At 62.5% G+C, this 26,505-nt stretch carries 25 protein-coding genes; 12 read left to right on the top strand and 13 right to left on the bottom strand.

What is annotated here, in order from left to right:
- Window positions 1–218: 218 nt before the first annotated feature.
- A complete protein-coding gene (locus OCA5_RS19140) occupies window positions 219–524 on the bottom strand; it encodes a hypothetical protein (protein ID WP_148261424.1) in 306 nt (101 codons plus the stop codon).
- 24 nt (window positions 525–548) lie between these two features.
- On the opposite strand from OCA5_RS19140, the gene OCA5_RS09295 reads away from it, so the two are divergent.
- The gene (locus tag OCA5_RS09295) at window positions 549–1,442 is read left to right on the top strand and encodes a cation diffusion facilitator family transporter (RefSeq protein WP_013913086.1); all 894 of its coding nucleotides are present in this window, start codon (window positions 549–551) and stop codon (window positions 1,440–1,442) included.
- 22 nt (window positions 1,443–1,464) lie between these two features.
- On the opposite strand, the gene OCA5_RS09290 is transcribed toward OCA5_RS09295, so the two are convergent.
- The 4 genes from OCA5_RS09290 to OCA5_RS09275 form a co-directional block, all read right to left on the bottom strand.
- Window positions 1,465–2,328, bottom strand: coding sequence for a DUF6537 domain-containing protein (locus tag OCA5_RS09290; RefSeq protein WP_012563328.1), 864 nt, complete (start codon window positions 2,326–2,328; stop codon window positions 1,465–1,467).
- Window positions 2,325–2,990, bottom strand: coding sequence for a Crp/Fnr family transcriptional regulator (locus OCA5_RS09285; protein ID WP_012563329.1), 666 nt, complete (start codon window positions 2,988–2,990; stop codon window positions 2,325–2,327). Before OCA5_RS09285 ends, OCA5_RS09290 begins: the two co-directional genes overlap by 4 nt.
- 97 nt (window positions 2,991–3,087) lie before the next feature.
- Window positions 3,088–3,912, bottom strand: coding sequence for an MBL fold metallo-hydrolase (locus tag OCA5_RS09280; RefSeq protein WP_012563330.1), 825 nt, complete (start codon window positions 3,910–3,912; stop codon window positions 3,088–3,090).
- Between the two features lie 187 nt (window positions 3,913–4,099).
- Window positions 4,100–4,297: a hypothetical protein gene (locus OCA5_RS09275; protein ID WP_012563332.1), complete on the bottom strand. Its 198-nt coding sequence runs from the start codon at window positions 4,295–4,297 to the stop codon at window positions 4,100–4,102.
- A gap of 150 nt (window positions 4,298–4,447) precedes the next feature.
- On the opposite strand from OCA5_RS09275, the gene OCA5_RS09270 reads away from it, so the two are divergent.
- Window positions 4,448–4,672 carry a hypothetical protein gene (locus OCA5_RS09270; protein ID WP_012563333.1) on the top strand — a complete coding sequence of 75 codons (225 nt, stop codon included), beginning with the start codon at window positions 4,448–4,450 and terminating at the stop codon, window positions 4,670–4,672.
- Window positions 4,673–4,718: 46 nt separating this feature from the next.
- Here OCA5_RS09270 and OCA5_RS09265 read toward each other — a convergent pair whose 3' ends face one another.
- Window positions 4,719–5,426, bottom strand: coding sequence for a ribonuclease activity regulator RraA (locus tag OCA5_RS09265; protein WP_012563334.1), 708 nt, complete (start codon window positions 5,424–5,426; stop codon window positions 4,719–4,721).
- 156 nt (window positions 5,427–5,582) lie between these two features.
- On the opposite strand from OCA5_RS09265, the gene pxpB reads away from it, so the two are divergent.
- The 4 genes from pxpB to rimO all read left to right on the top strand — a co-directional run bounded on the left by pxpB (window position 5,583) and on the right by rimO (window position 9,473).
- Complete coding sequence (gene pxpB / locus OCA5_RS09260; protein WP_012563335.1) at window positions 5,583–6,314, top strand: 5-oxoprolinase subunit PxpB; 732 nt, start codon at window positions 5,583–5,585, stop codon at window positions 6,312–6,314.
- Window positions 6,311–7,252 (top strand): 5-oxoprolinase subunit C family protein, encoded by a 942-nt coding sequence (locus OCA5_RS09255; RefSeq protein WP_012563336.1) that lies wholly within the window; start codon window positions 6,311–6,313, stop codon window positions 7,250–7,252. The genes pxpB and OCA5_RS09255 overlap by 4 nt, the downstream gene beginning before the upstream one ends.
- Complete coding sequence (locus OCA5_RS09250; protein ID WP_012563337.1) at window positions 7,249–8,019, top strand: LamB/YcsF family protein; 771 nt, start codon at window positions 7,249–7,251, stop codon at window positions 8,017–8,019. Before OCA5_RS09255 ends, OCA5_RS09250 begins: the two co-directional genes overlap by 4 nt.
- A 131-nt stretch (window positions 8,020–8,150) precedes the next feature.
- Complete coding sequence (rimO, locus tag OCA5_RS09245; RefSeq protein ID WP_012563338.1) at window positions 8,151–9,473, top strand: 30S ribosomal protein S12 methylthiotransferase RimO; 1,323 nt, start codon at window positions 8,151–8,153, stop codon at window positions 9,471–9,473.
- Window positions 9,474–9,589: 116 nt separating this feature from the next.
- On the opposite strand, the gene OCA5_RS09240 is transcribed toward rimO, so the two are convergent.
- The 3 genes from OCA5_RS09240 to pcsA are packed head-to-tail and all read right to left on the bottom strand — an operon-like array spanning window position 9,590 to window position 12,109.
- A complete protein-coding gene (locus OCA5_RS09240; RefSeq protein WP_012563339.1) occupies window positions 9,590–10,564 on the bottom strand; it encodes a quinone oxidoreductase family protein in 975 nt (324 codons plus the stop codon).
- Between the two features lie 52 nt (window positions 10,565–10,616).
- Window positions 10,617–11,372 carry a TerC family protein gene (locus OCA5_RS09235; RefSeq protein WP_012563340.1) on the bottom strand — a complete coding sequence of 252 codons (756 nt, stop codon included), beginning with the start codon at window positions 11,370–11,372 and terminating at the stop codon, window positions 10,617–10,619.
- The gene (pcsA, locus tag OCA5_RS09230) at window positions 11,369–12,109 is read right to left on the bottom strand and encodes a phosphatidylcholine synthase (protein ID WP_013913084.1); all 741 of its coding nucleotides are present in this window, start codon (window positions 12,107–12,109) and stop codon (window positions 11,369–11,371) included. Before pcsA ends, OCA5_RS09235 begins: the two co-directional genes overlap by 4 nt.
- Window positions 12,110–12,219: 110 nt before the next feature.
- Here pcsA and OCA5_RS09225 point away from each other — a divergent pair, with 110 nt between their 5' ends.
- Together OCA5_RS09225 and hspQ are read left to right on the top strand one after the other, a co-directional pair.
- The gene (locus OCA5_RS09225; RefSeq protein ID WP_193372381.1) at window positions 12,220–13,413 is read left to right on the top strand and encodes a UbiH/UbiF family hydroxylase; all 1,194 of its coding nucleotides are present in this window, start codon (window positions 12,220–12,222) and stop codon (window positions 13,411–13,413) included.
- A gap of 70 nt (window positions 13,414–13,483) precedes the next feature.
- A complete protein-coding gene (gene hspQ, locus OCA5_RS09220) occupies window positions 13,484–13,813 on the top strand; it encodes a heat shock protein HspQ (RefSeq protein WP_012563343.1) in 330 nt (109 codons plus the stop codon).
- 39 nt (window positions 13,814–13,852) lie between these two features.
- Here hspQ and OCA5_RS09215 read toward each other — a convergent pair whose 3' ends face one another.
- Window positions 13,853–16,120 (bottom strand): TonB-dependent receptor, encoded by a 2,268-nt coding sequence (locus OCA5_RS09215; protein WP_012563344.1) that lies wholly within the window; start codon window positions 16,118–16,120, stop codon window positions 13,853–13,855.
- A 271-nt stretch (window positions 16,121–16,391) separates the two neighbouring features.
- The gene (locus OCA5_RS09210; RefSeq protein WP_013913081.1) at window positions 16,392–17,159 is read right to left on the bottom strand and encodes an invasion associated locus B family protein; all 768 of its coding nucleotides are present in this window, start codon (window positions 17,157–17,159) and stop codon (window positions 16,392–16,394) included.
- Between the two features lie 253 nt (window positions 17,160–17,412).
- Here OCA5_RS09210 and OCA5_RS09205 point away from each other — a divergent pair, with 253 nt between their 5' ends.
- From OCA5_RS09205 to OCA5_RS09190, 4 genes are all read left to right on the top strand, one after another.
- The gene (locus tag OCA5_RS09205; RefSeq protein WP_012563346.1) at window positions 17,413–19,212 is read left to right on the top strand and encodes an extracellular solute-binding protein; all 1,800 of its coding nucleotides are present in this window, start codon (window positions 17,413–17,415) and stop codon (window positions 19,210–19,212) included.
- Window positions 19,213–19,261: 49 nt separating this feature from the next.
- Entirely contained in the window at window positions 19,262–20,743 is a 1,482-nt protein-coding gene (locus tag OCA5_RS09200) for a class I adenylate-forming enzyme family protein (protein WP_013913080.1), read from the top strand.
- A gap of 98 nt (window positions 20,744–20,841) precedes the next feature.
- The gene (locus OCA5_RS09195) at window positions 20,842–22,077 is read left to right on the top strand and encodes a GGDEF domain-containing protein (protein ID WP_012563348.1); all 1,236 of its coding nucleotides are present in this window, start codon (window positions 20,842–20,844) and stop codon (window positions 22,075–22,077) included.
- Window positions 22,078–22,154: 77 nt separating this feature from the next.
- The gene (locus OCA5_RS09190; RefSeq protein ID WP_012563349.1) at window positions 22,155–22,589 is read left to right on the top strand and encodes a PRC-barrel domain-containing protein; all 435 of its coding nucleotides are present in this window, start codon (window positions 22,155–22,157) and stop codon (window positions 22,587–22,589) included.
- A gap of 54 nt (window positions 22,590–22,643) precedes the next feature.
- Here OCA5_RS09190 and mfd read toward each other — a convergent pair whose 3' ends face one another.
- Together mfd and OCA5_RS09180 are read right to left on the bottom strand one after the other, a co-directional pair.
- Window positions 22,644–26,159 carry a transcription-repair coupling factor gene (gene mfd / locus OCA5_RS09185; protein ID WP_012563350.1) on the bottom strand — a complete coding sequence of 1,172 codons (3,516 nt, stop codon included), beginning with the start codon at window positions 26,157–26,159 and terminating at the stop codon, window positions 22,644–22,646.
- Entirely contained in the window at window positions 26,156–26,446 is a 291-nt protein-coding gene (locus OCA5_RS09180; RefSeq protein ID WP_013913078.1) for an FAD assembly factor SdhE, read from the bottom strand. The genes mfd and OCA5_RS09180 overlap by 4 nt, the downstream gene beginning before the upstream one ends.
- Window positions 26,447–26,505: the final 59 nt, after the last annotated feature.

Below are 26,505 nucleotides of genomic sequence, written 5' to 3'. Positions count from 1 at the left end.
ATTCCCGATTTTGCGGATTCGTGTGCCCGGCAGGGTTGAAATCGCAATGCAGCATCTTTGTGGCAATGGGCTAAAACGTCACTGATCTCCCTGCGACATATGGGATCATCTATCGGTTAACCGAAAATAAAGGCCGTCAATATTGGCGAATACACACGCTATGTTGAGCGCATGATTGCGTCTCGCACATGCCAGCCTTGAATTCGATTACGCCGCGATCAGGCAGCCAAGAAGCATTCTAAATTGATGCCGCTCAAACTCCGCTGATGCTGCGGGAGCACATGAGTCGCTTGCTCATGCAAGAACACATCCTCACGCAAAAAATGAACGCATCCGTTTAAGGCCATCGCCGAGCGGGTTTCTTGCACATCGCCTTTGCTGCTTACCGAACCAGCCTGTTGTTTGTGCGTGCGCTCGCGCCCCGACAAGTCGCGGCCGTCTCCCCGATTGAGAACTTTTTCCTTGCGAATGATTAGCGTCAGCAAACATGGCGATTGATCGCGCTCGGACGTTCCCTTAAGCACGCGAAGACAATCCGCGTGGTTCCCATGTCCATTCCCATGAAACTGGCCGCCGTCAGCATCGCGGTCGGTTGCCTCGTGCTGGCGCTGAAATACGTTGCCTATTACGTCACCGGCAGCGTCGCGCTTTATTCCGATGCGCTGGAAAGCGTCATCAACGTCGCGACCGCTATCGCCGCGTTCGTCGCGGTACAGGTCAGCGCCACGCCGCCCGACGCCAATCACCCTTACGGCCACCACAAGGCGGAGTATCTCTCCGCGATTGTCGAGGGCGTACTGATTCTGGTCGCGGCGATCTCGATCCTCTACGCGTCCTATCGGGGCATTCTGCACCCCAGGCCGCTCGACGCGCCCTTCACCGGCCTGCTGTTCAATGCAGGTGCGACTGGTCTAAATGCCGTCTGGTATTTCGTGCTCAGGAAGTACGGACGGAAGCACCGCTCGCCCGCGCTCACCGCCGATGCGCAGCACCTGTGGACCGACGTCATCACCTCGATCGGTGTGCTTGCCGGTGTCGCGCTGGTGTGGGCGACGGACATTCCCGTTCTCGACCCGCTGATCGCCGCGGTGATTGCGCTCAACATCCTGTGGACCGGCTGGAAGCTGATGCGCTCCTCGGTCGGCGGCCTGATGGACGAGGTCGTGCCGGACAATACGCTGGCGAAAATTACCGAGATTATCTCGGCCAACGCCGATGGCGCGCTGGAAGCTCATGACCTGCGCACCCGCCACGCGGGCCGCGCGATCTTCCTCGACTTCCATCTTGTGGTGCCGGGCGAAATGACGGTGTCGGAATCGCATCGGGTGTGCGACCGGATCGAGGCCGCGTTGCGCAAGGAGATTCCGGACATCACCATTTCGATCCATGTCGAGCCGGAAGAAAAGGCCAAGCATCCGGGCGGCGTGCCGGTCGTGCGATAGCGGCCCTGCGCCTTCAAGCCATTTACAGTTGCTGTGCGGGGCTGGATCGAACGAGGCTGTCGATCCGCTGCGCCAGCACGGCTGCCTCCGGGCGCTCCTCTGCCACGCTGAGAACTTCCGGCAACACCGCCGCAAGATCGACCGTGAGACTGCCGTCACATGTCGGCTTGATTAATCGATCGACGATCACGTGCCAGTTCGCGACACTGCGGTGATAGGCAGGCCCCTCGCTTTCGACGAGATCGGCACTGCGCACCACATGGATCACCGCGCCGGGCTGAATACGGTGAACGCGATCGATCATGTGCAGCCAGCGCTCGACCCATGCATTCTCGATCTTCGCGCGCTGCGAATATTTGCGGACGTAGCGCAACAGATTCCACATCCTGGTCCAGCGGCGGCGCAATCCGCCTCGCGCGGCGAAATGCAGCCCCACGGTGCGATCCGACCAACCGAGCCGGGACAGCACCTTGCAGATGCGGTCAGCCACGCGCGGCGGCAGCAGCCCGACAAGATCGCAAAGGCAGAAAACGTGCCGAACGCTTTCCGCCCCACTCTCACCGCTCTCCACCAAAGCCGCCTGCGCCGCGCCCGGCGGATCGATATAGCGCATCCGGCGGTCGAGCCGCAGTGCGATATCGGAAAGAAACGCGGGCGGTGTCTTGTCCGGCCCCGCATAACGCGCGAGCCGGCTGAGATAGAGAAGCGCGTAGTCGGGGTCCTGATAGGCCATCAGGCTTGCGACCGCACGCTGCGCGATCTCCGCCGTTTCCGGCTGCAGATATGGCGCTAACTCTTCCAGCCGTTTTTCCGCCACCCACGGCCGCCGCGAGGCAGCGCCAAAATAGCGCTCTTTCAACAGCCGGAAGTCGACGGGTAGTTTCATGACGCGGGCTTTCCACTCAGGGCCGCGACCTGCGCTTCGAGTTTGCCGACGTTCTGGAACAGCCGTGCGCTGACAAGCCGCAGGAAGTAGAAACCGAACTCCGGATTCTGCACGTAGAGTTCTTCCACCTTCTGGTAGCTAACGCCGAGCACGACGCCGTCCTCCAGACATTCCAGCGTTTGCGTGCGGGCATTGTCGGGCGAGAGCATGCCGAACTCGCCGACGATGGCACCGATTGGCAACTCGATGCCGGATTCGACGAGGCGATAGCGGCCACTGACGATATAAAACATCTCGGTCGCCGGCTCGTGCTTGTAGAACAGCACCTCGCCCGCACGACAACGCCGCTCGGTCATGAACGGCTTCAGCCAGTTCATCGATAGGTTGCTGTTGATCGAGCGCTTGACGTTGCGTACCAGCACCAACATCTCGCGCAGACGATATATATTCAATGGCAGAAGAATGACGTGCAGCGCGACGATCGGATAGTTGTGGTGCACCATCGCGAAGAAGATGAAGACGATGTTGGTAATGATGCCGACGATGCGCAGCGGGATCATCGTGCGCATCGTGTAGCCGGCGACGACGAACGCCGATGCAATCAGGCCGCCTGCGCCTGAGGCAATGCCCGACATATCCCCGGCGATACCTGAGAAATCCATGAGACACCAACCCCCGTTGCGATCGATGACAGGCAGTTATCGCTTCAGCATCGATCCCGTTCGTCAGAGCTTATTGCACCTCGCGCGCGCGGCGAGCTCAAAATGTCAGAGACAGTCCTTCGTGCGCGACGATCGTGCCGCGCCGCGCGCGGTCGGCCTCCTGCGCGATCCGATCCATCGCCGCGTCGTCATGCTCCGGCGCATGATGAAACAGGCAGAGCGTCTTGACCGCAGCCGCATTGGCGAACGCCACGTTCTGCTGCCAGCTCGCATGGCCCCAGCCTGCAAACTGCACCAGCTCCGCGTCGGTATAGGTCGCATCCATCACGAGACAATCTGCGCCTCTTGCGAGCGCCAGAATCGCGGGCATGGTCTCCGGGCTCATGGCGGTATCGGTGATGTAGCAGATCGCACGCCCGCCGAATTCCAGACGATAGCCCGTCGCGCCGCCGGGATGATCGAGAGCGGCCGTGCGCAGCGTGAGACCTGGGCGCGGCGTCAGCGTCTCGCCGCGTGTGAAATCGTTGAACGTGATATTCGCATGCAGCGCATCGAGACCGATCGGAAACAGCGGAAAGCTCATGTAGCAGCCGATCGCGGCCCGCAGCCCGCCCGCTTCCTCAAGGCCCGCGGCCCATAGCCTGAGCCGGCGGCCTGGCTCGAAGGCCGGCTGGAAGAACGGCAGCCCGATCAGATGATCGATATGCAGATGGCTCAAGAACAGATCGATCTCGTCCATCTTGCCCGCAAGCGCTTCGCCAAGGCCGCGCAGGCCCGAGCCGGCATCGAAGATCAGGGTATGGCCGCCGCAGCGCACTTCCACGCACGATGTATTTCCCCCGAACCGCGCGGTGTCAGGCCCCGGGCAGGCGATGCTTCCACGCACGCCCCAGAACGTCATCGAGATCGAATCCGGCATCATCCAACCATTACGGAATGAAACAGGCCGCGAGCGTAATGCCCCGGCGGCGCGGGAGCGAATTCTTTAAGTCGATTTCACCAGTCTTGTAAAACACCGCACCGCTGAAAGCGACTGCTGCCCGCGCGCGAGTTCGGCATCGCGACCGCGGCCCTGTGCGCCGCTCACGCCTTGAGGTCGAGCCTCAACGTCAGGCTTTCGCCATGCTGCGGATCATCGCGATCCCGATCGCAACTCCGGCGGCGATCAGAAGCCAGTGCGGATGATCGCACAGCGGCGCGCCCTGCCGGCAAAGTTCATGCGACCAGGCCCAGCCCGAATAGCGCATCGCGCTTGCGAGATAGAACAGACCGCACGCGCCCAACAAACCGAGGATCAGCGGAAACATCGGCCTTCTCCCTGTTGCTGCGCGCATCTCCGCACCGAGACGTAAATCAAGGCTTGCGGCGATCCGCGAAACACGGGGATATCCCGGTGCTTTAATGAAAAGCCTACGGAACCGGAACCGCCGCGCGGCGTTTTTCCGCGGGAGATATGCATGACGACGCGTGCGCAACGCCTTGCCCAGTTTGATGGGCAGGGCACCCCGCCGGCGGGTGAGCCGGTCGAGGTTCTCTGCGAGGACAAGAGCGGAACCTATCAGCTTCCCTTCCCCTGCCGATGGATCGGCAGCGGGTGGGAGAACTGCGATTCCGGGCAGGCTCTCGAGGCCACAGTGGTGGGCTGGCGCAGGCCGTCGGATACCGACGCCCGCGAAGACTGAGGCTGCTCAGGCCGTCAGCCGGCGCGATGACCCTCAATTACCCTCATTACCCCTGGCTCTTCTTCCAGGCCTCGTAGCGCGCCTTGGTGTCGGCGTTCATGGGGTAAAGCCCCGGCAGCGCCGCACCGCGATTGACCTCGCCGACGATCCACGCCTCCATCCGCTCCTGTTCCTCGCCCTGCTCCAGAATGACCGGCAGGAACGCCTGCGGAATGACGACCGCGCCATCCTCGTCGGCCACGATCACGTCATCGGGAAACACCGCGACGCCGCCGCAGCCGATCGGCTCGCCCCAGTTCACGAAGGTGAGACCTGCAACTGAGGGCGGCGCTGCCGCACCATCGCACCACACCGGCAGGCCGGTGCCGAGCACGCCCTCGACATCGCGCATCACGCCGTCGGTGACGAGCGCGGTGACGCCGCGCTTCATCATCCGCATACACAGGATATCGCCGAAGATCCCGGCATCGGTGATCCCCATGGCATCCACCACGGCGATGCAGCCTTCCGGCATCGCCTCGATGGCGGTGCGGGTGGAAATCGGCTTCGACCACGATTCCGGCGTCGCCAAGTCTTCGCGCGCGGGCACGAAGCGCAGCGTGAAGGCCGGGCCGACAAGCCGCTTCTGACCGGGCCGCAGCGGGCGGGTGCCGCGCATCCAGACGTTACGCAGGCCTTTCTTCAAAAGCACGGTAGTGATGGTGGCGGTGGAAATGCGTTGCAGCAGCTGAACGGTCTCGGCGGAGAGGGCCATCGGGGATTCCTTGGGCAGGATTTCTTGGGGCGGGATGTCTTGCAGGAGCGTGGCGACATGATGCGAAGCCGCCCGCTTGCGTCAAGCGCGCCTCTCGGCGAATAAGACCGCCAGAACCATCTGGACGCCCCTCGCGCGCATCGGCATCGTTGCTCCATGACTGCTCACGCCACCCGGCCCCCTCGCATTCTGCCCTGCGGCGACAGCGCGCTCGCGGTCGAATTCGGCACCGGCATGGAGGTTGAGAGCAACCGCCGTGTGCTCGCGCTGGACCGTGCGTTGAAGCAGGCCGCGATTACGGGCGTCAGCGAGGCGGTGCCGACCTATCGTTCGCTGCTCGTCCATTACGATCCTTTGACTCTTGGGTTCTCGGAATTGAGCGACCGCCTCTCCGCGCTGCTCGACGAGGCGCAACCGGTTGAAGGCATCGGCCGCCACTGGCGCATTCCCGTGGTCTATGGCGGCGCGTTCGGCCTCGACCTCGAGACCGTCGCGGCGGCGCATGGCATCACGCCGGACGAATTGATCCGCCGCCACAGCGCGCCACGCTACGAGGTGGCGATGCTCGGGTTCACGCCGGGCTTCTCCTATCTGCGCGGGCTCGACCCCACGATCGCGACGCCGCGCCGGAGCGAACCGCGCCTTGAAACACCCGCCGGCACGATCTCCATCGGCGGCGCGCAGGCCGCGCTGCAATGCCTCGCCGGTCCGAGTGGCTGGCACCTGCTGGGCCGGACGCCGGTGCGAACCTTCCAGCCGCAGCGCGATCCGGTATTCCTGATCGAGCCCGGCGACACTGTGACCTTCATGCAGATCGATGCAGCCGAGTTCGAGCGGCTTGAACGTATGGCGGAGCGCGGCGACATCGTTGCGGAGAAACTCGCGTGAGCGCGCTCGAGATCATCACTGCGGGGCCGCTCACCTCCGTGCAGGATTTCGGCCGGTTCGGCGCACAGCGTTACGGCCTCGCGCCGAGCGGGGCGATGGACCGCCTGTCGCTCGCCGCCGCCAACGCGCTGGTCGGCAATCCGTTGTCCGCACCCGCGATTGAGATCGGCCCGATCAAGACCGTTCTGAAGGCGCATGGCGGCTCACTCTGTGTTGCGCTCGCCGGCGCGCTGCGCTTTGCGCACAGAGGCGACGACCTCTGTCCGCTTTACCGAACCTTTCTGCTTCGCGATGGCGAGGTGCTGACGCTCGACGCCGCGCGCAAGGGCGTGTTCAGCTACCTCGCGATTGCGGGAGCGCTGCAAGGCGAAGCCGTGTTCGGCAGCTTCTCCGTCAATGCCCGCGCCGGCCTCGGCAGTCCGGTCCCTCGTTCGCTGCAAAGCGGCAACCGGCTGGAATTCGAGAATGCGGAAGCGTCTCGCGAGCTATCGCGAAGTATGGTCCCGCCGGTGTTCGGTGAAGGCGCGATCCGTACTGTGGCGGGCCCGCAGTTCGACGAGTTCGGTGCCTCGGCCAAGACCTTTTTCGACAGCCCCTGGCAGATCTCGCCCGCGAGCGACCGGATGGGCTATCGCCTCGAAGGGCCGCGCCTGACCCATGCGGGCAACTTCAATATCGTATCGGACGGCACGGTCGACGGCAGCATTCAGATCGTCGGCAACGGCCAGCCGATCGTGCTGATGAAGGATCGCGGCACCACGGGCGGCTATCCGAAGATCGCCACCATCATCTCCGCCGACTTTGGCCGGTTTGCGCAAACCCGCCCGCGGCATACACTGCGCTTCGAGATGATCGATGTGACAACCGCCCAGCAGGAAGCGCGCGCATTTCATGCGCTGCTGCACTCCCTGCTCGAGAGTATCCGGACCGACGCATGACGATTGAAGTCGATATCAACTCCGACATCGGCGAAGGTTTTGGCGCCTGGACCATGGGCGATGACGAGGCGATGCTGGACGTTGCCACCAGCGTCAACGTCGCCTGCGGTTTTCATGCCGGTGATCCGGACATCATGCGGCGGATCGCATTACGCGCCCGCGAACGTGGCGTGACCATCGGCGCGCATCCGGGCTATCGCGACCTCGCAGGCTTCGGACGGCGGCAGATCACCGGCCTCAACGCAAACGAGATCGAGAATCTCGTCGCCTATCAGATCGGCGCGCTGTGCGCAGTCGCTTCGCTTGCCGGCCACAAGGTGACGCACGTCAAGGCGCATGGTGCGCTCTCCAACGCCGCCTGCACCGATACGATGATTGCGAACGCCATTGCCGCGGCGATCAAGGCGGTCGATCGCAACCTTGCCTTCATGGTGCTGCCGTTGACCGAGCTTGCGCGCGCGGCCGAGTGGATTGGTCTGCGCCCGATCAACGAAATCTACGCCGACCGCGCCTATCAGGACGACGCCCAACTCATCTCACGCAGTCAGCCCGGCGCGGTGCTGCACGATGCCGATGAAATCGCCGCCCGGGCCATCCGCATGGTGACGGAACAGGCGATCATCACAGCCTCCGGCAAAACGATCGCCACGTCAGTCGACAGCATCTGCGTCCATGGCGACACCCCGGGTGCCGTCGCCATCGCCATGGCGGTCCGGACGGCGTTTGCGGCCGCCGGCGTCACCGTCCGTCCGTTTTCCGCCGCTTAAGCCCGAAAACACAATTCTGCCACATTATCTGAGGGTTCGGCGGATCGCGCGAAAACCCGTCGCTAACGCCCTATTCCGCCTTGTCTTTTGCCCGCAACGGCGATAGCTCCTCCGCTTTCCCGGACAAACCGATGAATCAAGGCGTTCCTCCGAAAATCAGCTTCGTGTCGCTCGGCTGCCCCAAGGCGCTGGTGGATTCCGAGCGCATCATCACGCGCCTGCGCGCGGAAGGCTATGAGCTTGCCCGCAAGCACGACGGCGCCGACATCGTTATCGTCAGCACCTGCGGTTTTCTCGACAGCGCCAAGCAGGAATCGCTCGGTGCCATCGGCGAGGCGATGGCCGAGAACGGCAAGGTCATCGTCACCGGCTGCATGGGCGCGGAGCCCGAGCAGATCGAGAAGGAATATCCGAACCTCCTCTCCATCACCGGCCCGCAGCAATACGAGAGCGTGCTCGATGCCGTACATCGTGCGCTGCCGCCGCTGCATAACCCGCATCTCGATCTGCTACCGCCGCAAGGCATCAAGCTGACGCCACGGCACTACGCGTATTTGAAGATTTCCGAAGGCTGCAACAACCGCTGCACCTTCTGCATCATCCCGAAGCTGCGGGGCGATCTTGTCTCACGCCCGGCCGACGATGTGCTGCGCGAGGCGGAAAAGCTCGTCGTTGCCGGCGTGAAGGAATTGCTCGTCGTTTCGCAGGATACGTCTGCTTATGGGATCGACATCAAATACGCACCGAGTGCGTGGAAGGATCGCGAGGTGCGTGCGCGCTTCGTCGATCTTGCGCGCGAACTCGGTGAACTCGGCGCATGGGTGCGGCTGCAATACGTCTATCCCTACCCGCATGTCGATGATGTCATTCCGCTGATGGGCGGCAACATCCTTCCCTATCTCGACATTCCCTTCCAGCACGCCAACACCGAAGTGCTAAAGCGCATGCGCCGCCCGGCCGCGCAGGACAAGACGCTCGCACGCATCCACAAATGGCGCGAGCAATGCCCCGACCTCACGCTGCGCTCGACCTTCATCGTCGGCTTTCCGGGCGAGACGGAATCCGAATTTCAGGATCTGCTCGACTGGCTCGACGAAGCGCAGATCGATCGCCTCGGCTGCTTCAAGTACGAGCCGGTCGCAGGCGCGACCTCGAATGCGCTTGAAAATCCGGTGCCGGATGAGATCAAGACTGCGCGCTGGAATGCGCTGATGGCCCGCCAGCAGAAGATTTCCGCGCAGCGACTGAAGCGCAAGGTCGGCACGCGTCAGCAGGTCATCATCGACGAGGTCGGCCCGAGCGTTGCGAAGGGGCGCTCCAAGGCCGATGCGCCGCAGATCGACGGTTCGGTTTATGTCGCAAGCCGCCGTCCCTTGAAGGTCGGCGACATCGTCACCGTGAAGATCGAGCGCGCCGACGAATACGACCTGCACGGCAGCGTGGCGGGATTTTGAGGCACACGATTACCAACAGGAATATTCGTCATTGCCGGGCTTGACCCGGCAATCCATCATTTTTCAAGAAAGATGGATGCGCGGATCAAGTCCGCGCATGACGATTTAACGAGTTCTTACGGCTTCAGCACCGACGCTCCCGTCGTCACGCGACTCTCCAGATCGATGTGCGCCTTGGCAGCATCCTTCAGTGCATAGGCACGATTGATCGGCACACGCAGCGTGCCGTCGATCACGGCGGCAAACAGTGCGTCCGCCCCTTCCATCAGTTCTTTTCGCGTGCTGATGTGATCGGCGAGCTTCGGGCGGGTGACGAACAGCGAGCCGTGCGCGTTGAGTTCGCTCAGCGAGAACGGTGGCACCGCACCGGAGGCATTGCCGAAGCTCACCAACAGACCGCGTTTCTTCAGCGAGCGCAGCGATCCCTGGAACGTATCCTTGCCGACACCGTCATAGACGACATCACAGAGTTCGCCCCGGCTGATCTGTTTCACGCGCTCGGCGAAATTCTCTTCCTTGTAGAGAATGACATGATCGCACCCGTTGGCGAGCGCGAGGTCGGCCTTCTCCTTCGAGCCCGCGGTGCCGATCACCGTCGCGCCAAGCGCCTTGGCCCATTGGCAGGCCAAAAGGCCAACGCCACCCGCCGCCGCATGGATCAACACGCGATTCCCGGGCTGAACATGAAACGTCTTGTGCAACAGATACCACGTTGTGAGGCCCTTGAGCATCAGGACAGCGCCCTGCTCGTAGGTGATATGATCGGGCAGCTTCACAAGCCGATCGGCCGGCGCGTTGCGTTCCGTCGCGTAGGCACCGAGGTTGAGGTAATAGGCAACCCGGTCGCCGGGATGGAAGTTCGTCACGCCGGGGCCGACCGCGGTGACCTCGCCCGATGCCTCATGGCCAACGATGAACGGCAGGCCGGGCGCCTTGTAAAGGCCGGTGCGGAAATAGCAGTCGGTAAAGTTGAGGCCGATAGCGTGGTTCAGGATACGCACCTCGCCCTGCCCCGGCGGCGGCAGATCGATATCCTCGTAGGTCAGAACCTCCGGTCCCCCGAGTTGGTGCACACGTACAGCTTTGACCATTGTTCACTCCGTGATCTCTTTCCCGAGACGGAAATAGATCGCGCCGCACTTGTCAACGTGGTGGTTCGGTGAGTTGCGCCGCAACCTTGCGTTTGCGCTGGTTGCGTTTGGCAAGGACGTTGAACGTCTCAACCGCACCGGAGAACACGATGGCGGTGTAGATGTAGGCGCGCGGGATGTGGAAGCTGAAACCGTCGGCCACGAGTGCGACGCCGATCAGCACCAGAAACGCGAGCGCAAGCATCTTCGTGGTGGGATATTCCGCGACGAAAGCCGACACCGGGCCGGATGACAAATACATCACCGCACAGGCGATAACGACGGCCGCAACCATGATCCGCAGATCCTGCGCCATGCCGATCGCGGTGATGACGGAATCGAGCGAGAAGATCACGTCGATCACGATGATCTGGAAGATCACCCAGGCGAAGGCGTTGGAGGAGCGCGAAGCGACCACCTCTCCGTCGGTTGGCCCTTCCACCTCGGCGTGAATCTCGTGCGTCGCCTTGGCGATCAGGAACAGACCACCGCCGATCAGGATCAGGTCGCGCCACGACAGGTCGAGGCCTTTGATCGTGATGACAGGCGCCGTAAGCCCGATCAGCCACACCAGCATGCTGAGCAGCAGGATGCGGAAGATCAGCGCCAGCGCGAGGCCGATCTGCCGGGCGCGCTTGGCCTGCTCCGCTGGAATTCGTGAGACGATCACCGAGAGGAAAATGACGTTGTCGATGCCGAGAACGACTTCAAGCGCCGTCAAAGTCAGCAGTGCGGCCCAGGCTTCGGGGCTCGTCAATAAATCCATCATGGTTTGATCCGTTGCAAAACGCGGATGACAGTATCGGAGAATAGAACGTAGGCCGAAATCGCACAGAGTGTGATCTTGACTTCCAGCGGTACGTTGAAATCACGGAGCACCGCGAAGACCGCGAGCGCTGCGCCGATGCCAATCAGAATAAACGTGAACGGCCGCCCGCGACGCGTCCGCAACGGATGCAACGTGCGGAATGGCACGAAAGTCAAGACGACGAGCACTGCGAGCGCGCCGGTCGCCAACATGGGCGATGGCTTCAACAAGAAAAGAAAGAATGCAGCCGCATTCCACAGCGCGGGAAAGCCCCGGAAGCAATTGTCCTCGGTCTTCATTCGGCGGTCGGCAAAATAAAGCGCGCCGGACATGACGATGGCAATGCCGATGAGAGGTGCCGCCAGCGGCAGCAACAGCTTGCTCGCCGCAATCATGTAGGCTGGAACGAAAACGTAAGTGAGGAAATCGACGACGAGATCGAGCGTCTCGCCGGACCAGTTCGGCAATTCGTCCGCGATTCGGAAGCGCCGGGCGAGCGGGCCATCGATTCCGTCGATGGCAAGGGCGAGGCCGAGCCAGACGAACGCCATCGACCAGTGCTCCCGCACAGCCTCCAGCAAGGCCAGCAAGGCAAGCGCGGTGCCCGACGCCGTCAGCAGATGAACGGCAAACCCTCGCATCGGCGACGATGCGGCAGAGCGTCTAGCGGCTGGGTGCGAGTCGGCCATCCAACTCATGACTAGCAGCATTGCGCGCCGCGCGCACGGCTGCTCTTGCGCCTGTGGTAATCCCGATCCAGGGTTCTAGCCGCATCGACCCCTACGGAAAAAGCTGCTATCGCACCAACATGAGTGCTTCCGGTTCCTCAGACGTTACAGCCGCCATCATCGGTGGTGGCCCGGTCGGCCTCGCCGCCGCCATCGGTCTCGCGCAGAACGGTGCCCCGACCGCTCTGGTCGCCCGCAAGGTCGCCTATGCCGACAATCGCACCACGGCCCTCCTCGGCGGCTCGGTCGACTTCCTGATTCAACTCGGGGTCTGGCGGCATTGCGAGGACAAGGCAGCCGCGCTGCAGGTGATGCGGCTGATCGACGATACCGGGCGGCTGGTGCGCGCACCGGAAGTGCGGCTTTCCGCCGAGGAAATCGGCGAGGAGGCGTTCGGCTACAACATCAAGAACCGTATGCTCGTCGAGGCGCTCGAAGCACGCGCTGCGGAGTTGCCGAACCTCATTCGCCACGATGACGATGCGCGCGCGATCCGCGATGAAGGAACGTCGGTCATTGTCGAGACCGCCAGCGGCACGCAGTTCGGCGCGGCGATCGTCGGCGGTGCGGACGGCCGCAATTCGCTGACGCGGCAAAGCGCGGGCATCACGCTACGCACCCGCACGCTCAATCAGGCTGCGGTCACCTTCAACACGGCGCACACCCGGCCCCATCACAACATCTCGACGGAATTTCACACGCCCCACGGGCCGCGCGTATTCGTGCCGCTGCCGGGCGATCATTCGAGTGTGGTGTGGGTGACGACGCCGGATGAGGCCGCCACGTTGAAATCTCTTTCTGACGAAGAGTTGGGATTGCGCGCCGAGCGGCAGGCGCATTCCATTCTCGGCAAAATGCGTGCCGAGGGCGAGCGCCATGTCTTTCCGCTGACGATGCAAAGTCCGTCTCAGCTTACCGCCGGTCGCGTCGCCCTGCTCGGTGAGGCCGCGCACGTGTTCCCGCCGATTGGTGCGCAGGGACTCAATCTCGGGTTGCGCGACGCCGCCGATTTCGTGCGGATCGTCAGTTCCGCCTACGAGGTGGAAGGCGATGCCAGTTCAAATCAGGTGATGGCGCAATATGCACAGGCGCGCCGCGCCGACATCTTCAGCCGCAGCGCCGTGATCGATTTTGCCAATCGCTCGCTGTTGAGCGATTTCCTGCCCACCCAGGCGCTGCGCGCCGCCGGGCTTCATTTGCTCAATATCGCTAATCCGGTGCGCCGCTTTGCCATGCGGGAAGGCCTCGCGCCGTGGTGGCGCCGTCAGGCTTGATCGGGAAGCAACATTACGCTTAACCAACCTCCCCGCAACTGCCACAATTCTCGACTATCGCGGAATCACGATGAAGGTTCGCAGCACCAAGTTTCACATCGGCCAGATCGTCCGCCACCGGGTGTTTTCATTTCGGGGGGTGATCTTCGATATCGATGGGGAATTCAACAACACCGAGGAATGGTGGCTCTCCATTCCCGAGGAACTGCGCCCGGAGAAAGACCAGCCGTTCTACCATCTGCTCGCGGAGAACGCGGAGTCCGAATACATTGCCTATGTCTCCGAGCAGAACCTGCTGCCCGACGAGACTGGCGATCCCGTCGGCCACTCACAGGTGTCGGAAATCTTCATCAAGGACAAGACAGGCAGCTATCGCCAGCGCAATCTGTCGCTGAACTAGGCGTAGCCGCCGGGATGGCGACCACGCCTCATGCCCATCTCAAAAATTGAACGTCGTCGACACGAGATAGGTGCGAGGAGCACCAAGCGTGATGACGCCGCTGTAGGCCGACGCCCAGTACGCCTCGTTGAAGAGGTTTTCGATGCTGGCGCGAACCACAATCGGCTTTCCATTCCACGGCGAAGCAAACGTATATCGCGCGCCGATATCCGAACGTGTCCATGACGGGATCGAGAGCGTATTCGTCGCGTTCACGTACTGCCGCCCGGTGTGGATCACCCTGCCCGTCAACGTCAGGCCACGTACAAACGGCGTATCCCATTCGGCTCCGATATTGGTCGTGACAACGGGAACACCGATCGCAACACGCCCATCCGTAGCGCCGTTTTGAGTTCTGGTCTGCTCGCCATCTATCAGGGCAAGACCGCCAAGCAACCGGAAGCCCGGAGCGACTTCACCGAAGACATTCAGTTCCATGCCACGATTGCGCTGTTCACCATTGAGTTGCTGGGACGGTGGCGTTCCAGGCACAGTGATGACATTCGGCCGTGTAATATCGAAGGCGCTCAGGGTGGTCGTGAAGCGGCCTGTGTCGATCTTTACACCCACTTCGGCCTGCTTGGTCCGGGTCGGCGGAAAAACCGTTCCAGCGTTGGAGAAATTACCAGATACAACAACCGGCGTCTGAAGACCTTCGATGTAGTTCGCGTAGAGCGAAATATTCTCAAACGGCTTGACGACAACGGCGTAAGCGGGGCTCCAGACAGACGTCTCATCGTTGGGCCGGCTTGATACAGATGGAAGGTAAGTATCGACACCGACGCCCGCCGTCTGCCGCCGCACGCCCACCGTTACCTGAACGCGCTTGTCCCACATCGACATCGTATCGGACACACCGACGCTCCACAGATTCGCATTCGTGGTCTGTGCCAGGGCCGGACTCAATGAAGGCTGAAGAACGCTCGTCGGCGGCGTGTAGAGATTCCAGGAAATAAGGCCTGATGAGGCCGAGAGTTTCTGATCGTAGGTCCGATGATTGATCGAGTAATTCACGTTGAGCGCGTGATTGATCGGTCCGGTATCGACCGTTGCCCGTAATCCCGCTTCTCCGGCAAACGTCTCAAAGGTTTCATGGCCAAGGCCCGGACGTCCGATCAAGGCGCCGGCGCTGCTCTGAATGTTGGGCGACGGATAAAGATAATCGATCTTGCTGTCGTGATAGCCGAACGCAGCATAAGCGGTGACCCAGTCTGTCAGGTCAACCTCGCCTCTCGCGGTCAGGAAGGTGTCGGTCGGCTTGTAGTAGGCCCACGGGACCTGAAAGTTCGTACCCGGTTTCGGAGGCTCCGGAATAACCGTTGAAACACCGAAGAAACGCAGCGGCGGGTTCAGATTATCGGTCTGATGTCCGACATCGATCGCCAATCGTGCCCGCTCGCCTCGATAGTCGACCCCGAGCACGACGTTACCAAATTCATCGGTTTGACGGTCCCATGGGGTGCTGCCGTTTGAATAAGCACCATTCAAACGAACACCCCACTCCTTGTGCTCGCCGTAGCGGCGGCTCACATCAACTTGCGCGCCAAACTGACCGCGAGAGACATAGGTGCCGGTCAACTGCGTGATATCGATATCAGGGGCGTGCTTGGTCACGAGATTGACGCTGCCACCAACAGCGCCGCCGCTCGAAGCGCCAGTACCCCCGACCGTCATGCCGTTCAGCAAGGCGCTCGGCCCTTTGAGGACTTCGACGCGTTCGACGAAATTGGCGGCGGTCGAATAATACGGAGCGATGCCGTAAAGGCCGTTCAGGCCGTAATCACCGCTGTCATAATAGAAACCGCGAATAAACAGGCCGTCTGCACCACCGCCAGCCGCCTGAATTGTCCGTACAGAAGGGTCGTTGATAAGGACGTCACGGATCGTGCGTGCCTGCTGGTTCTGGATGAGCTCCGCCGTATAGCTCGTCATGTTGAAGGGCGTGTCCATCACGCTGCGGTTGCCCAGCAGTCCGAGGCTGGCGCCACTCGCCACCTGCCCGCCAGCATAAGGTGCGGGTGGAGTTCCCAGCGCACCGGTCGAAGGCACGAGATAACGGACAGGCTCGACCGCTCTTGGCGCTGCCGCGGCACGGCGCGGAGCCGCGCGGCTCGCCGTCGAACGCCTTGCAGGCGTTACGCGACGGGCGGACGGCCTGGGCTGATCCACCGTGATTGAAGGAAGCGTCGAAGACTGCGCTTCAGCCTGCGTCGAAATTTCAACGGAAAATGCGATATAACTGACCGCGCCCAACAATATCGCACGCATCATCTTTTTCGAACAAAGCTTCGACTGCACCGGTCGGCCCCCACGAGAAAACGATCCCCATGGGGTCCTCTACAACAGACCATCGAGCTCGGTCTTAGAACACATCTAGGTGGGCGCTTGTATGAGAAGCTGTTGCATTCTGGCCGCAGACTCCATGGCGTGCGACAATCTGGTCGTATTGCGACCTGAAATGCCGGCTGCCTGATGCAGCTAATGCCCAATAAAAAAGCGCGCATCGCTGCGCGCTTTTTTGTGTCCCATGCCTGCGGCGTTACTTGTTGTTCGCTGGCGGCGTGGTGTTGGTCTGGCTCTCGAGCCGCTGGCGGGCTTCCGCCGCACGCTTCTGCAACTCGTCCTGCAGCTTCTTCTGGTTCTCCTCGAACACCTTCGGATCGGTCGGAGGACCGTCATAGGCCTTGGCGAACTCGGCGAGCGGCAGCGGCAGCGTCAACGGCGCGCCGTTGGAGTTGATAGCCTGCACGACCAGGTTCTGGCCCTTCTTCATGTGATTGAGAAGGTCGGCAGTGACTTCGTAATCGGACATGCAGCCGTTGGCGAAGCAGATCACATACGGGCTCTGCTGCGGCGGGTTGCTGTCGACGACGATACGGGTGCCGTAAGCCAACTGCATACCGAGCGGCAGCGTGACACGCAGGATCTTCTTCGGCTCGCCTTCGGGCTCGATGATGACCGCGGCGATCACCGGCTGGCCGGATTCAATGCGGCCGTCCTTGCCGGTGAAGCACACCTGCTTGGCATTGGCATCCTGCCCCTTGAGACAAAACTTCGTCCACTGGCCGTAAATGAGCTGGACCTGCTGCTCAGGCGGCTGTTGCTGAGCCTGCGCCGGTTGCTGTGGCTGGGCGGGGGCGGCTTTAGGCGTCGCCTTGGGAGCGGCCTTGCCCTTCGGCGCCGGCTGCTGCTGAGCCTGCGCGCTCGCGTCCGTCGCCGGCAGCGCGGCCAGTGCGAAAGCGGCGAAACATGCTACGGCGAACCTCCGTCCGCGCACGGCCTGCGCGGCCAAGTTCCGGAAATTCATAGTGAAAACCCTTTCTGACTAAGCGCTGCCACCCTCACTGAGAGCGTCGCCGGTCGGCGCTGTCTCGGAGCCAAATGAGGCAGATGCGTGACAGCGCACGCAACTGATCGGAATCGCCCGCCTTCTTACAACGGCAGACGAAAAGATCAATGCCGACAACGATTTTTGGTTTTCCATCCCGTTCCCGAAATTGCCCAGGCGTCCATGGTAGCGTCCCTTTGCCGCCTGCGAATCGCAAGGACTACGGGACCAGATGATTTCTCCCTCGCCCCGCCGTTTTCTGAGCCTGCTTGCCATTGCAGCCTTCCTTGCATGCCCGCAGGCGTGGGCAGAACCTGCCCCGGCGATCGCCATGCATGGCACCCCGGCACTTCCAAACGACTTTAAGAATCTGGCCTATGCCAATCCAGATGCTCCGAAAGGCGGGCGTCTGATCTTCGGCCTGCTCGGCAGCTTCGACAGCCTGAACCCGTTCATCGTCAAAGGTATCGCGGTGCAGCAAGTCCGCGGCTACGTCGTCGAGAGCCTGATGGCGCGCAACAACGACGAGCCGTTCTCGCTCTACGGGCTGCTCGCCGATCGCATCGATACCGACGATACCCGCAGCTTCGCCACTTTCCACATCAATCCGGCGGCCCGGTTCTCCGACGGCACGCTGGTGCGGGCGCAGGATGTCGCCTTCTCCTGGCAGCTTCTGCGCGATCGGGGCCGCCCCAACCACCGGCTCTACTACGCCAAGGTGAAGGAAGCGCGCGTCGTCGACGAGCAAACCATCCGCTTCGATTTCGGTGGCGAGGCCGACCGGGAACTGCCGCTGATCCTTGGGCTGATGCCGATCTTTTCCGAGCGCGCCGTCAACCCGGAGACGTTCGAGGAAACCTCGATGACTGCACCGCTCGGCTCGGGGCCCTACCGCGTCACCGAGGTCCGGCCCGGCGCCAGCGTCACGCTGACGCGCAACCCGGACTATTGGGGGCGCGACCTGCCGGTGAACAGGGGCCTATGGAATTTCGATGAGGTGAGGCTCGACTTCTACCGCGAGGCCAATGGCGCCTTCGAGGCGTTCAAGCGCGGGCTCTACGACTTCCGGGTCGAGAATGAGCCTTTGCGCTGGCACGAGGGCTACGATTTCACAGCGGCACGCTCGGGCGAGGTGATCCGCGACACCATCGTGCCGGGCACGCCGCGCCCCTCCGAATTTCTGGTGTTCAACACCCGCCGCCCGGTGTTTGCCGATATCCGCGTTCGGCAGGCCCTGACGCTCTTGTTCGATTTCGAGTGGGTCAACCGCAACTACTTCTTCGGTCTCTACACCCGCTCGCCGAGCTTCTTCGCGGGCTCGGAGCTCTCCGCCGAAGGTCGCCCCGCCTCCGCGCGTGAGCGCGAGATTCTCGCGCCCTATGCCACAAGCGTCCGGCCCGAGGTCATGGAAGGGCGCTACCACCTCCCCGTCAGTGACGGCTCCGGCCGCGACCGGGAGACACTGCGCACGGCACTCAAGCTTCTCAAGGAGGCCGGCTTCACCCTCAAGGGAACGCATCTGCGACGGGAGGCGACCGGCGAGCCGCTGACCTTTGAAATTCTCGCCAGCACCCGCGATCAGGAGCGGATTGCACTTGCCTATGCCCGCGATCTCAAGCGTGCCGGGATCGAGGTCACGGTGCGGGTCGTCGATGCCGTGCAGTTCGACCAGCGCCGTCTCGGCTACGACTTCGACATGCTGCAGAACCGCTGGGACCAGTCGCTTTCGCCCGGCAACGAGCAGGCATTCTACTGGGGCTCGCAGGCCGCCGAGACGCCCGGCACCCGCAATTACATGGGCGCACGCGATCCCGCGATCGACGCCACCATTCAGGCCATGCTGGAGGCACGCGAGCGGCCAGGCTTTGTCGATGCGGTGCGTGCGCTCGACCGCGCCCTGATGTCCGGGGCCTACGCAATTCCACTGTACAACGCGCCCGCACAATGGATCGCGCGGTGGAATCGTATAAAGTCTCCTTCTCGTGCCTCGCTTTCCGGTTATCTTCCGGAAACATGGTGGTCCAACCCGTAGAAGCGTACCCGTGACCGACACGACGGACACTCCCGACAGCAACGGATCGATGCCGGACAGGTCGCCGACGCTGTACGACTTGTTCGCGCGCACCGCCGAGCGGACGCCCGACGCGCTTGCGCTCGCCGACCCTCCGAACAAGCGCCGCATCACCGGGGATGAGCCTGTCGAACTCACCTACGCGCAGGCCGAGATCGCGGTTGCCTCGCTGTCCTCGCAGTTCATCCGCTCGGGCCTGCCGGCAGGTTCAATCGTTGCCGTTCAGCTCGCCAACACGGTCGAATTTCCGCTGACGTTGCTCGCGGCCTGGCGCGCCGGCCTCGTGGTGGCGTTGCTGCCGCAGCTCTGGCGTCAGGCGGAGCTTGCGGAGGCTCTGAACCGCATCGGCGCCCGCGCCATCGTCACGACAGGCCGTATTGAACTGATCGATCACGCCGATCTCGCCATGCACGCCGCGGCCGAGGCTTTCTCGATCCGGCATGTGATGGGGTTCGGCAGCGACCTGCCCGACGGCATGACGCCGCTCGACTGGCGGCAGCGCGAGGCGTTCGCGCCCAACCTCTCGATCAACGCACGCAAGGCGGCGATCGCATCGTTCGACATCACCAAGGCTGGCATGACTGCGGTGCCGCGCAGCCACGTCAATCTGATCGCTGGCGGTCTCGCGATCTTCATGGAAAGCGCGCTGCCGCCGGGCGCACAGATCGTCACCACTGCACTGCTGTCTTCCTTCGCGGGCCTCGCCTCGTCGATCGTGCTGTGGCTGCTCACCGGCGGCGCGTTGCGGCTGCACCATCCGTTCGATCCGCAGGTGCTGGCCGAGCAAATCCGCGCGGGCGAGTGCGACACGCTGATCGCACCGGCCGAACTGGCGCTCCGCGCGCAATCCGCATTGATCGACGCGCAGCCCTCGCTGCGTCACGTCATTGGGCTGTGGCGCACGCCCGAGCGCGTGGCATCGAGCCCTGAATGGAAAACCGCTTCAGCGAAACTGACGGACGTCTATCTGTTTTCCGAAATGGGCCTGCTGGCGCTCAACCGACAGGACGACGGCACGCCCGCACCGATGACGCTCACCGCCGCCAAGTCCCATCAGGACACGTCGCGCGCGGGCGAACTACTGCTGACGCCAAAAGGAACGCTCGGCCTGCGCGGACCGATGGTGGCGCTCGCCGCCTATCGCCCGCCGCACAAGACGGAAACCTCGCTGTTGCCGCCCGAGATGCCTCCCGACTATGTCGACACCGGCTATCCTGCCAAGCGCACGGGGCAGGACGGCGAGATCATGCTGACCGGCACGCCGGCCGGCATCGCCAATGTCGGCGGCTACCGCTTCCGCGAAGACGACCTCGAACAATGGGCGCGCCGGCTTGCACCGGGCACCGTGATGATGGCCCTCCCCGATCCGCTCAACGGTTTCCGCCTTGCCGGCCGCTCAAACGAAAACGCGCGCGCCCGCGGCGCGCTGGCCGAGCTTGGCCTCAACCCGTTGATGACTGAGGCATTTCGTCAGCGCGAACGGCAAGCCTAAGAATTCATTACGTTTTCCGGATTCATGAACGCTGGCGTTGACGGCCCATTAAGGCCGCATCGGTAGGATGATGGTTGTGTTCGTGACCTGAGTTCAAGATGTCCCAGCCCGGCCCCATCGTTGTTATCGCCGACAAAACATCGGCACCGCTTTACAAGGCTCTCTCCAAAGCAAAGCTCTTTCCTGTGGTCGACAGCGACTGGCAGGAAGCGGCCACTGCGATTGCACGAGTGAAACCGTGCGCGGTGCTGGCTGTTGGCCCACGTGACGAAGTGGCATTCGAGGACATCGCCCGCCGCGTCGAAATCCTGAGCCCTTACGTTCCGCTGATCGCACTCGATCCGACGCTGCCTTTGCCGAACAATGCACTACCGCTCACCGACATCGGCGGCCGCGGCGCACATCGTGTTGCCGATCGCCTCAACGCTGCACTCAGGGTGCGCTCCCTCCATTCAACCGTGTTGCGTCGCGCACGCGACACGCGCCTCACAGAATTGCAGATGCCGACCGATGATCCGCTGCAGGATGCGAGCGTGCTTCTCGTCGGGCGCGGCAACTCTTTCCCCGCGCTTTCCGTTGCACTTGGCGAACGGATGGGCGTGATCGGCGCACTCAGCATCGAACAGGCTGCAAAGCATCTCAATGCGCGCTCGCTTGACGGCATCATCATCGGCGGCGGCTTCACGCCGCGCGTGGTCGACGCTTTCCTGCTCGTACTCTCGGAGGACTCGCGCTACCGCAACCTGCCTGTCGTCGTTTCGAGCACGCCAATTTCACCCGAGCCTTACGACCTGCCCAACCTCGAGATTGTCCCCGAAGCGGCTGACGTCGTCGCCATTGCCGCGCCGCTGATCCGGCAGAAGGCATTCGAGGCACGGCTCAATCGTGCTTCACGCTCAATCGAAGCTGGAGGGATGCTAGACCCGCGCACGGGGCTTCTCACCGAGGCGGCGTTCCTGCGCGACCTCTCGCGCCTCGTCGAGGATGCACAGGCGCAAGGAGCTGGATTGTCCGTTGCACGTTTCACCTTCACGACACGACAGGATCGCTCACGTTACGACGCCGCCCGTATCATCGGCCAGTTGATGCGGCGGATGGATATCGCGACCTTGCAAGGCGATGGCTCCATCGTCGTCGTGTTCCAGGGAACCAGCCTCGACAACGCGCGCATGATCTCACGCCGTCTCGCGAGCGTGCTCAAGCAGACAGCGGTGGGCCCCAAGGCAACCGGCCGTCTCGCGGCCGATGTTTCGCTGAGCACGCTGATGCCGAACGACACCGGCGATTCGATCCTTGCACGGCTACATCTCGCCGACGCGCAGGCCGCATCATAAAAACGCCGGAGTTCGGCAAGGAACGAACACAACTCCTCCGCATTGGGCCCTCGTCAAAGCCATTGAGGAGGTTTCCCATGAAGAAAGCTGTATTGCTTGGTTTGTCCGCGGCCCTGATCGCTGCACCGGCCTTCGCCCAATCGACGACGAGCCCTGCGACGACCGCGCCCGCGCCTGCCGCAACCACGGGCAGCGCACCGTCTGCTGTGACGTTTGCGCGCGTCTCGAACGACGAGATGTTCACATCCAAGCTGAAAGGCTTGAACGTCTACAACCAGAACAATGAATCGGTCGGCGAGATCTCCGACATCGCCATCAGCAAGGGCGATCAGGTGCAGGCGCTAATCCTGTCGGTCGGCGGCTTCCTCGGCGTCGGTGAGCGTTACGTTGCGGTTTCGCCTTCTGCTGTGCAGGTCACCTACGACCAGGCCAGCAAGAAGTGGAAGGCCACGATGAACACCACCAAGGAAGCGATGAAGAGCGCGCCGGAATTCAAGTATCCGGACAGCTAAGCCTTACCTATGGGGCGGCTTGTGGAAGCAAGCCGCCCTGCTTGCTGACTGATCTCACGCTGCCTTGCGGCCTTCCGCAAGGTCGGCGAGTTGATGCAGGATATCCGTCACACCTTCCATGCGCGCCTCCGGCGTATCCCAATCCTGCAGGAATACCACCTTCATGTCGGGCCGCACCTTTGCCGCCTGCCCATATTGCCGGATGAAATAGACAAGCCGCTCGGGCTCGGCGAACTTGTTGTCGCGGAAGCTGATCGAAGCTCCCTTCGGTCCGGCATCGAGTTTCTCGATGTTGGCGCGACGACAGTAGTTCTTGATCGATGCAAGCTTGAAGAGGAAGCGCACTTCGTCCGGCAGCGGGCCAAAACGATCGCGCATCTCCGCGCCGAAATCGGCGATCTCCTCGTCGGTTTCGAAATCCGCCAGACGGCGATAGAGCGACAGCCGCACCGCAAGGTCGGACACATAGTCTTCGGGAATAAGCACCGGCATGCCGAGCATGATCTGCGGCGACCAGCGATCTTCCGCAGGTGCGGACACGCCGGCCTTGAGATTGAGAATCTCCTCCTCCAGCATCTGCTGGTAGAGCTCGAAGCCAACTTCCTTGATGTGACCTGACTGCTCTTCGCCGAGAAGATTGCCTGCCCCACGAATGTCGAGATCGTGCGAAGCCAACTGGAATCCGGCACCAAGGTTTTCCAGCGACTGCAGCACCTTCAACCGCCGCTCCGCCTGCGCCGTGATCTTGCGCTGCGCAGGCAGCGTGAACAGCGCATAGGCCCGCAGCTTCGAGCGCCCGACACGGCCCCGCAGCTGATAAAGCTGCGCGAGGCCGAACATATCGGCACGATGCACAATCAGGGTGTTGGCGTTCGGAATGTCGAGGCCGGATTCTACGATGGTGGTCGAGAGCAGAATGTCGAACTTGCCGTCGTAGAACGCGGACATGATGTCCTCGATGACACCCGGCGCCATCTGACCATGCGCGACTGCGACCTTCATTTCCGGCACGTTCTTGTCGAGGAAGTCCTTGGCTTCCGCGAGGTCCTCGATACGCGGACAGACATAGAACGCCTGACCACCGCGATAACGCTCGCGCAACAGCGCCTCACGGATCATCAGCGGATCGAATGGCGCAACGAAGGTGCGCACCGCGAGACGGTCAACCGGTGGCGAAGCGATGATCGAAAGATCGCGCACACCGGTCAGTGCCAGTTGCAGCGTCCGCGGGATCGGCGTTGCCGACAGCGTCAGCACATGCACCTCGGCGCGCAACTGCTTCAGCCGCTCCTTATGCGACACGCCGAAATGCTGCTCCTCATCGACGATGATGAGGCCAAGATTCTTGAACTTGATGGTTTTGCCGAGAAGCGCGTGGGTACCGACGACGATGTCGATATTTCCTTCTGCAAGCCCCTTCTTGGTCTCGCGCAACTCCTTGGCGCTGACGAGGCGCGAGGCTTGCGCGATCTTGACCGGGAAACCTCGAAATCGGTCGGTGAAGTTCTTCGCATGCTGGCGCGCAAGCAGCGTCGTCGGCACCACCACGGCGACCTGACGACCTTCCATCGCAACAGCAAAAGCCGCGCGCAACGCCACTTCGGTCTTGCCGAAACCGACGTCGCCGCAGATCAGGCGATCCATCGGCTTGCCGGCATTGAGATCATCGAGCGAAGCATTGATCGCGGTGAGCTGGTCCTCCGTCTCGTCATGCGGGAAGCGTGCGCAGAATTCGTCGTAAAGTCCCTGATGCAGCGGAAATTTCGGCGCCTCGTGCAATTGCCGTTCGGCCGCGATTTTGATGAGGTCGCCCGCAATCTCACGAATGCGGTTCTTGAGCTTCGCCTTGCGTGCCTGCCAACCGCCGCCACCGAGCCTGTCGAGTTCGACGCCGGCACCTTCCGCGCCGTAGCGCGACAACAGCTCGATGTTCTCGACCGGCAGATAAAGCTTCGCGTTGTTGGCGTAGTGCAGTTCGAGGCAATCGTGCGGCGCTCCGGAGACTTCAAGCGTCTGCAGGCCGATGTAACGGCCGATGCCGTGCTCGACGTGGACAACGAGATCGCCGGTCGCAAGCGACGTGACCTCGGAAATGAAGTTCTCGACCTTGCGGCTCGCCTTGCGCGCACGGACCAAGCGGTCGCCGAGAATGTCCTGCTCGGTGATGAGCGCGACGCCGTCGGTCTCAAATCCGGAGTCGAGGCCGAGCACCGCGAGCATCGTTTCGTTGCGGGGCGTCGCCTGCACCATCCGCCAGGTATTGACGTTGGTGAGCGGGACCAGCTTGTGGTCCTTCAGCATGCTCGCCATGCGCTCGCGCGAGCCTTCGCTCCACAGCGCCACCACGACCTTCTTGCGCGCAGCGTGCAACTGATTGACGTGGGAAACCACGGCCGCAAACACATTGACAGACGTGTCGGCGCGCTCGGGAGCAAAATCGCGACCGGCCTTTGCTCCGACGTCGATAACGCCCTCACCTTCCGGCATCGCGAACGGCGTCATGCGCGCAAGCGGTTGCGTGGTGAGCCGCTCGCTCCATTCGTTCTCGGACAGATAGAGCTTGTCGGGCGGCAGAGGCTTGTAGATCGCGCCGCCACCGGGTTGCTCCATCGCCTCGCGCCGGGCTTCGTAATAGTCATTGATCTGGGAGAAGCGTTCGCGCACGGCATCTTCAGCCTGCGCCTCGATTGCAAACGGCGTGCCCCCGAGATAGTCGAACAGCGTATCCATCCGCTCGGTGAACAGCGGCTGCCAATGCTCCATGCCGGGATGGCGGCGGCCTTCGCTGACCGCTTCGTAAAGCTGATCGTCGCGGTCCGGTGCCCCGAACTGCGCAACGTAACCCATCCGGAAGCGGCGGATGGTTTCGGTCGTCAACTGGAATTCCGACACCGGCACAAGATCGAGCGCACGCATGTCGAGCAGCGTGCGCTGCGTCTCGGCATCGAAGGTGCGGATCGACTCCAGCGTGTCGCCGAAGAAATCAAACCGCACCGGCTGGTCGAGGCCCGCCGGAAAAAGGTCCAGAATGCCGCCACGCACGGCATACTCGCCCGGCTCACGCACCGTCGAGGTGCGGCTGTAGCCATTGTGCTCGAGCCAGGCCGTAATGGAGTCCATCGGCACGCGGTGTCCGGGTGCAACCGAGAGTGCCTGCGCCGCCATGGCGTCGCGCGAGGGCACGCGCTGCACGATGGCGTTGACGCTGGTCAGCACCACGAGCGGCTTGTCCCCGCCTCTAAGGCGAGAAAGACGTGCGAGCGTGGTCAGCCGCTGCGCGAGAATCCCGCCATGCGGCGAGACGCGGTCATAAGGTTGGCAGTCCCACGCGGGAAACTGCATCACCGCCACATCGGGCGCGAAGAATTCGAGCGCACGGGTCAGCTGCGCCATCCGCGCGGTATGGCGGCACAGCACCGCAAGACTGACGGGCGGCGCTTCCTTCCGCGCGGCAACCGCACGGGCGAGATCAGCGACGATCAGCCCCTCCGCACCTTCCGCGGTGTTGGCGAGCGTGATGGCGCGGCCGGGCGTCAGCAGCGCGGCCGGCGATTGGACGGGCGACTTCATGCCGGCGTTCCGCTACCGGTGAAGGCCTTGATGCGCCGGAAAATTCCGTCGGCGTAGACAGGATCAAGTACGATCTTGTCGTTGAAGGCGTTGTAGAGGTCCGGATCGGCCAACTCGATCAAGCGCTCCAGATCCACGACCTCGTCTTCACTCAAATCCGCGATATGCGCATCCGCGAATCGGCCGAGGATGAAATCCATCTCCTTGGTGCCCCGGTGCCAGCAGCGGAACAACAGCCGCTTGCGCCGATCGTCGAGACCATGGCTGGAGCGCGTGGAAGCGGACATGTCTTGCCTTTCGTGAACGCCAAAAGCCCGGACGTGCCGGGCGAGGCTGATATAGCGAT

Source organism: Afipia carboxidovorans OM5, from assembly GCF_000218565.1.
In the GTDB taxonomy this organism is placed as follows: Bacteria; Pseudomonadota; Alphaproteobacteria; order Rhizobiales; family Xanthobacteraceae; genus Afipia; species Afipia carboxidovorans.
This window is presented reverse-complemented; position numbering and strand designations above follow the sequence as displayed.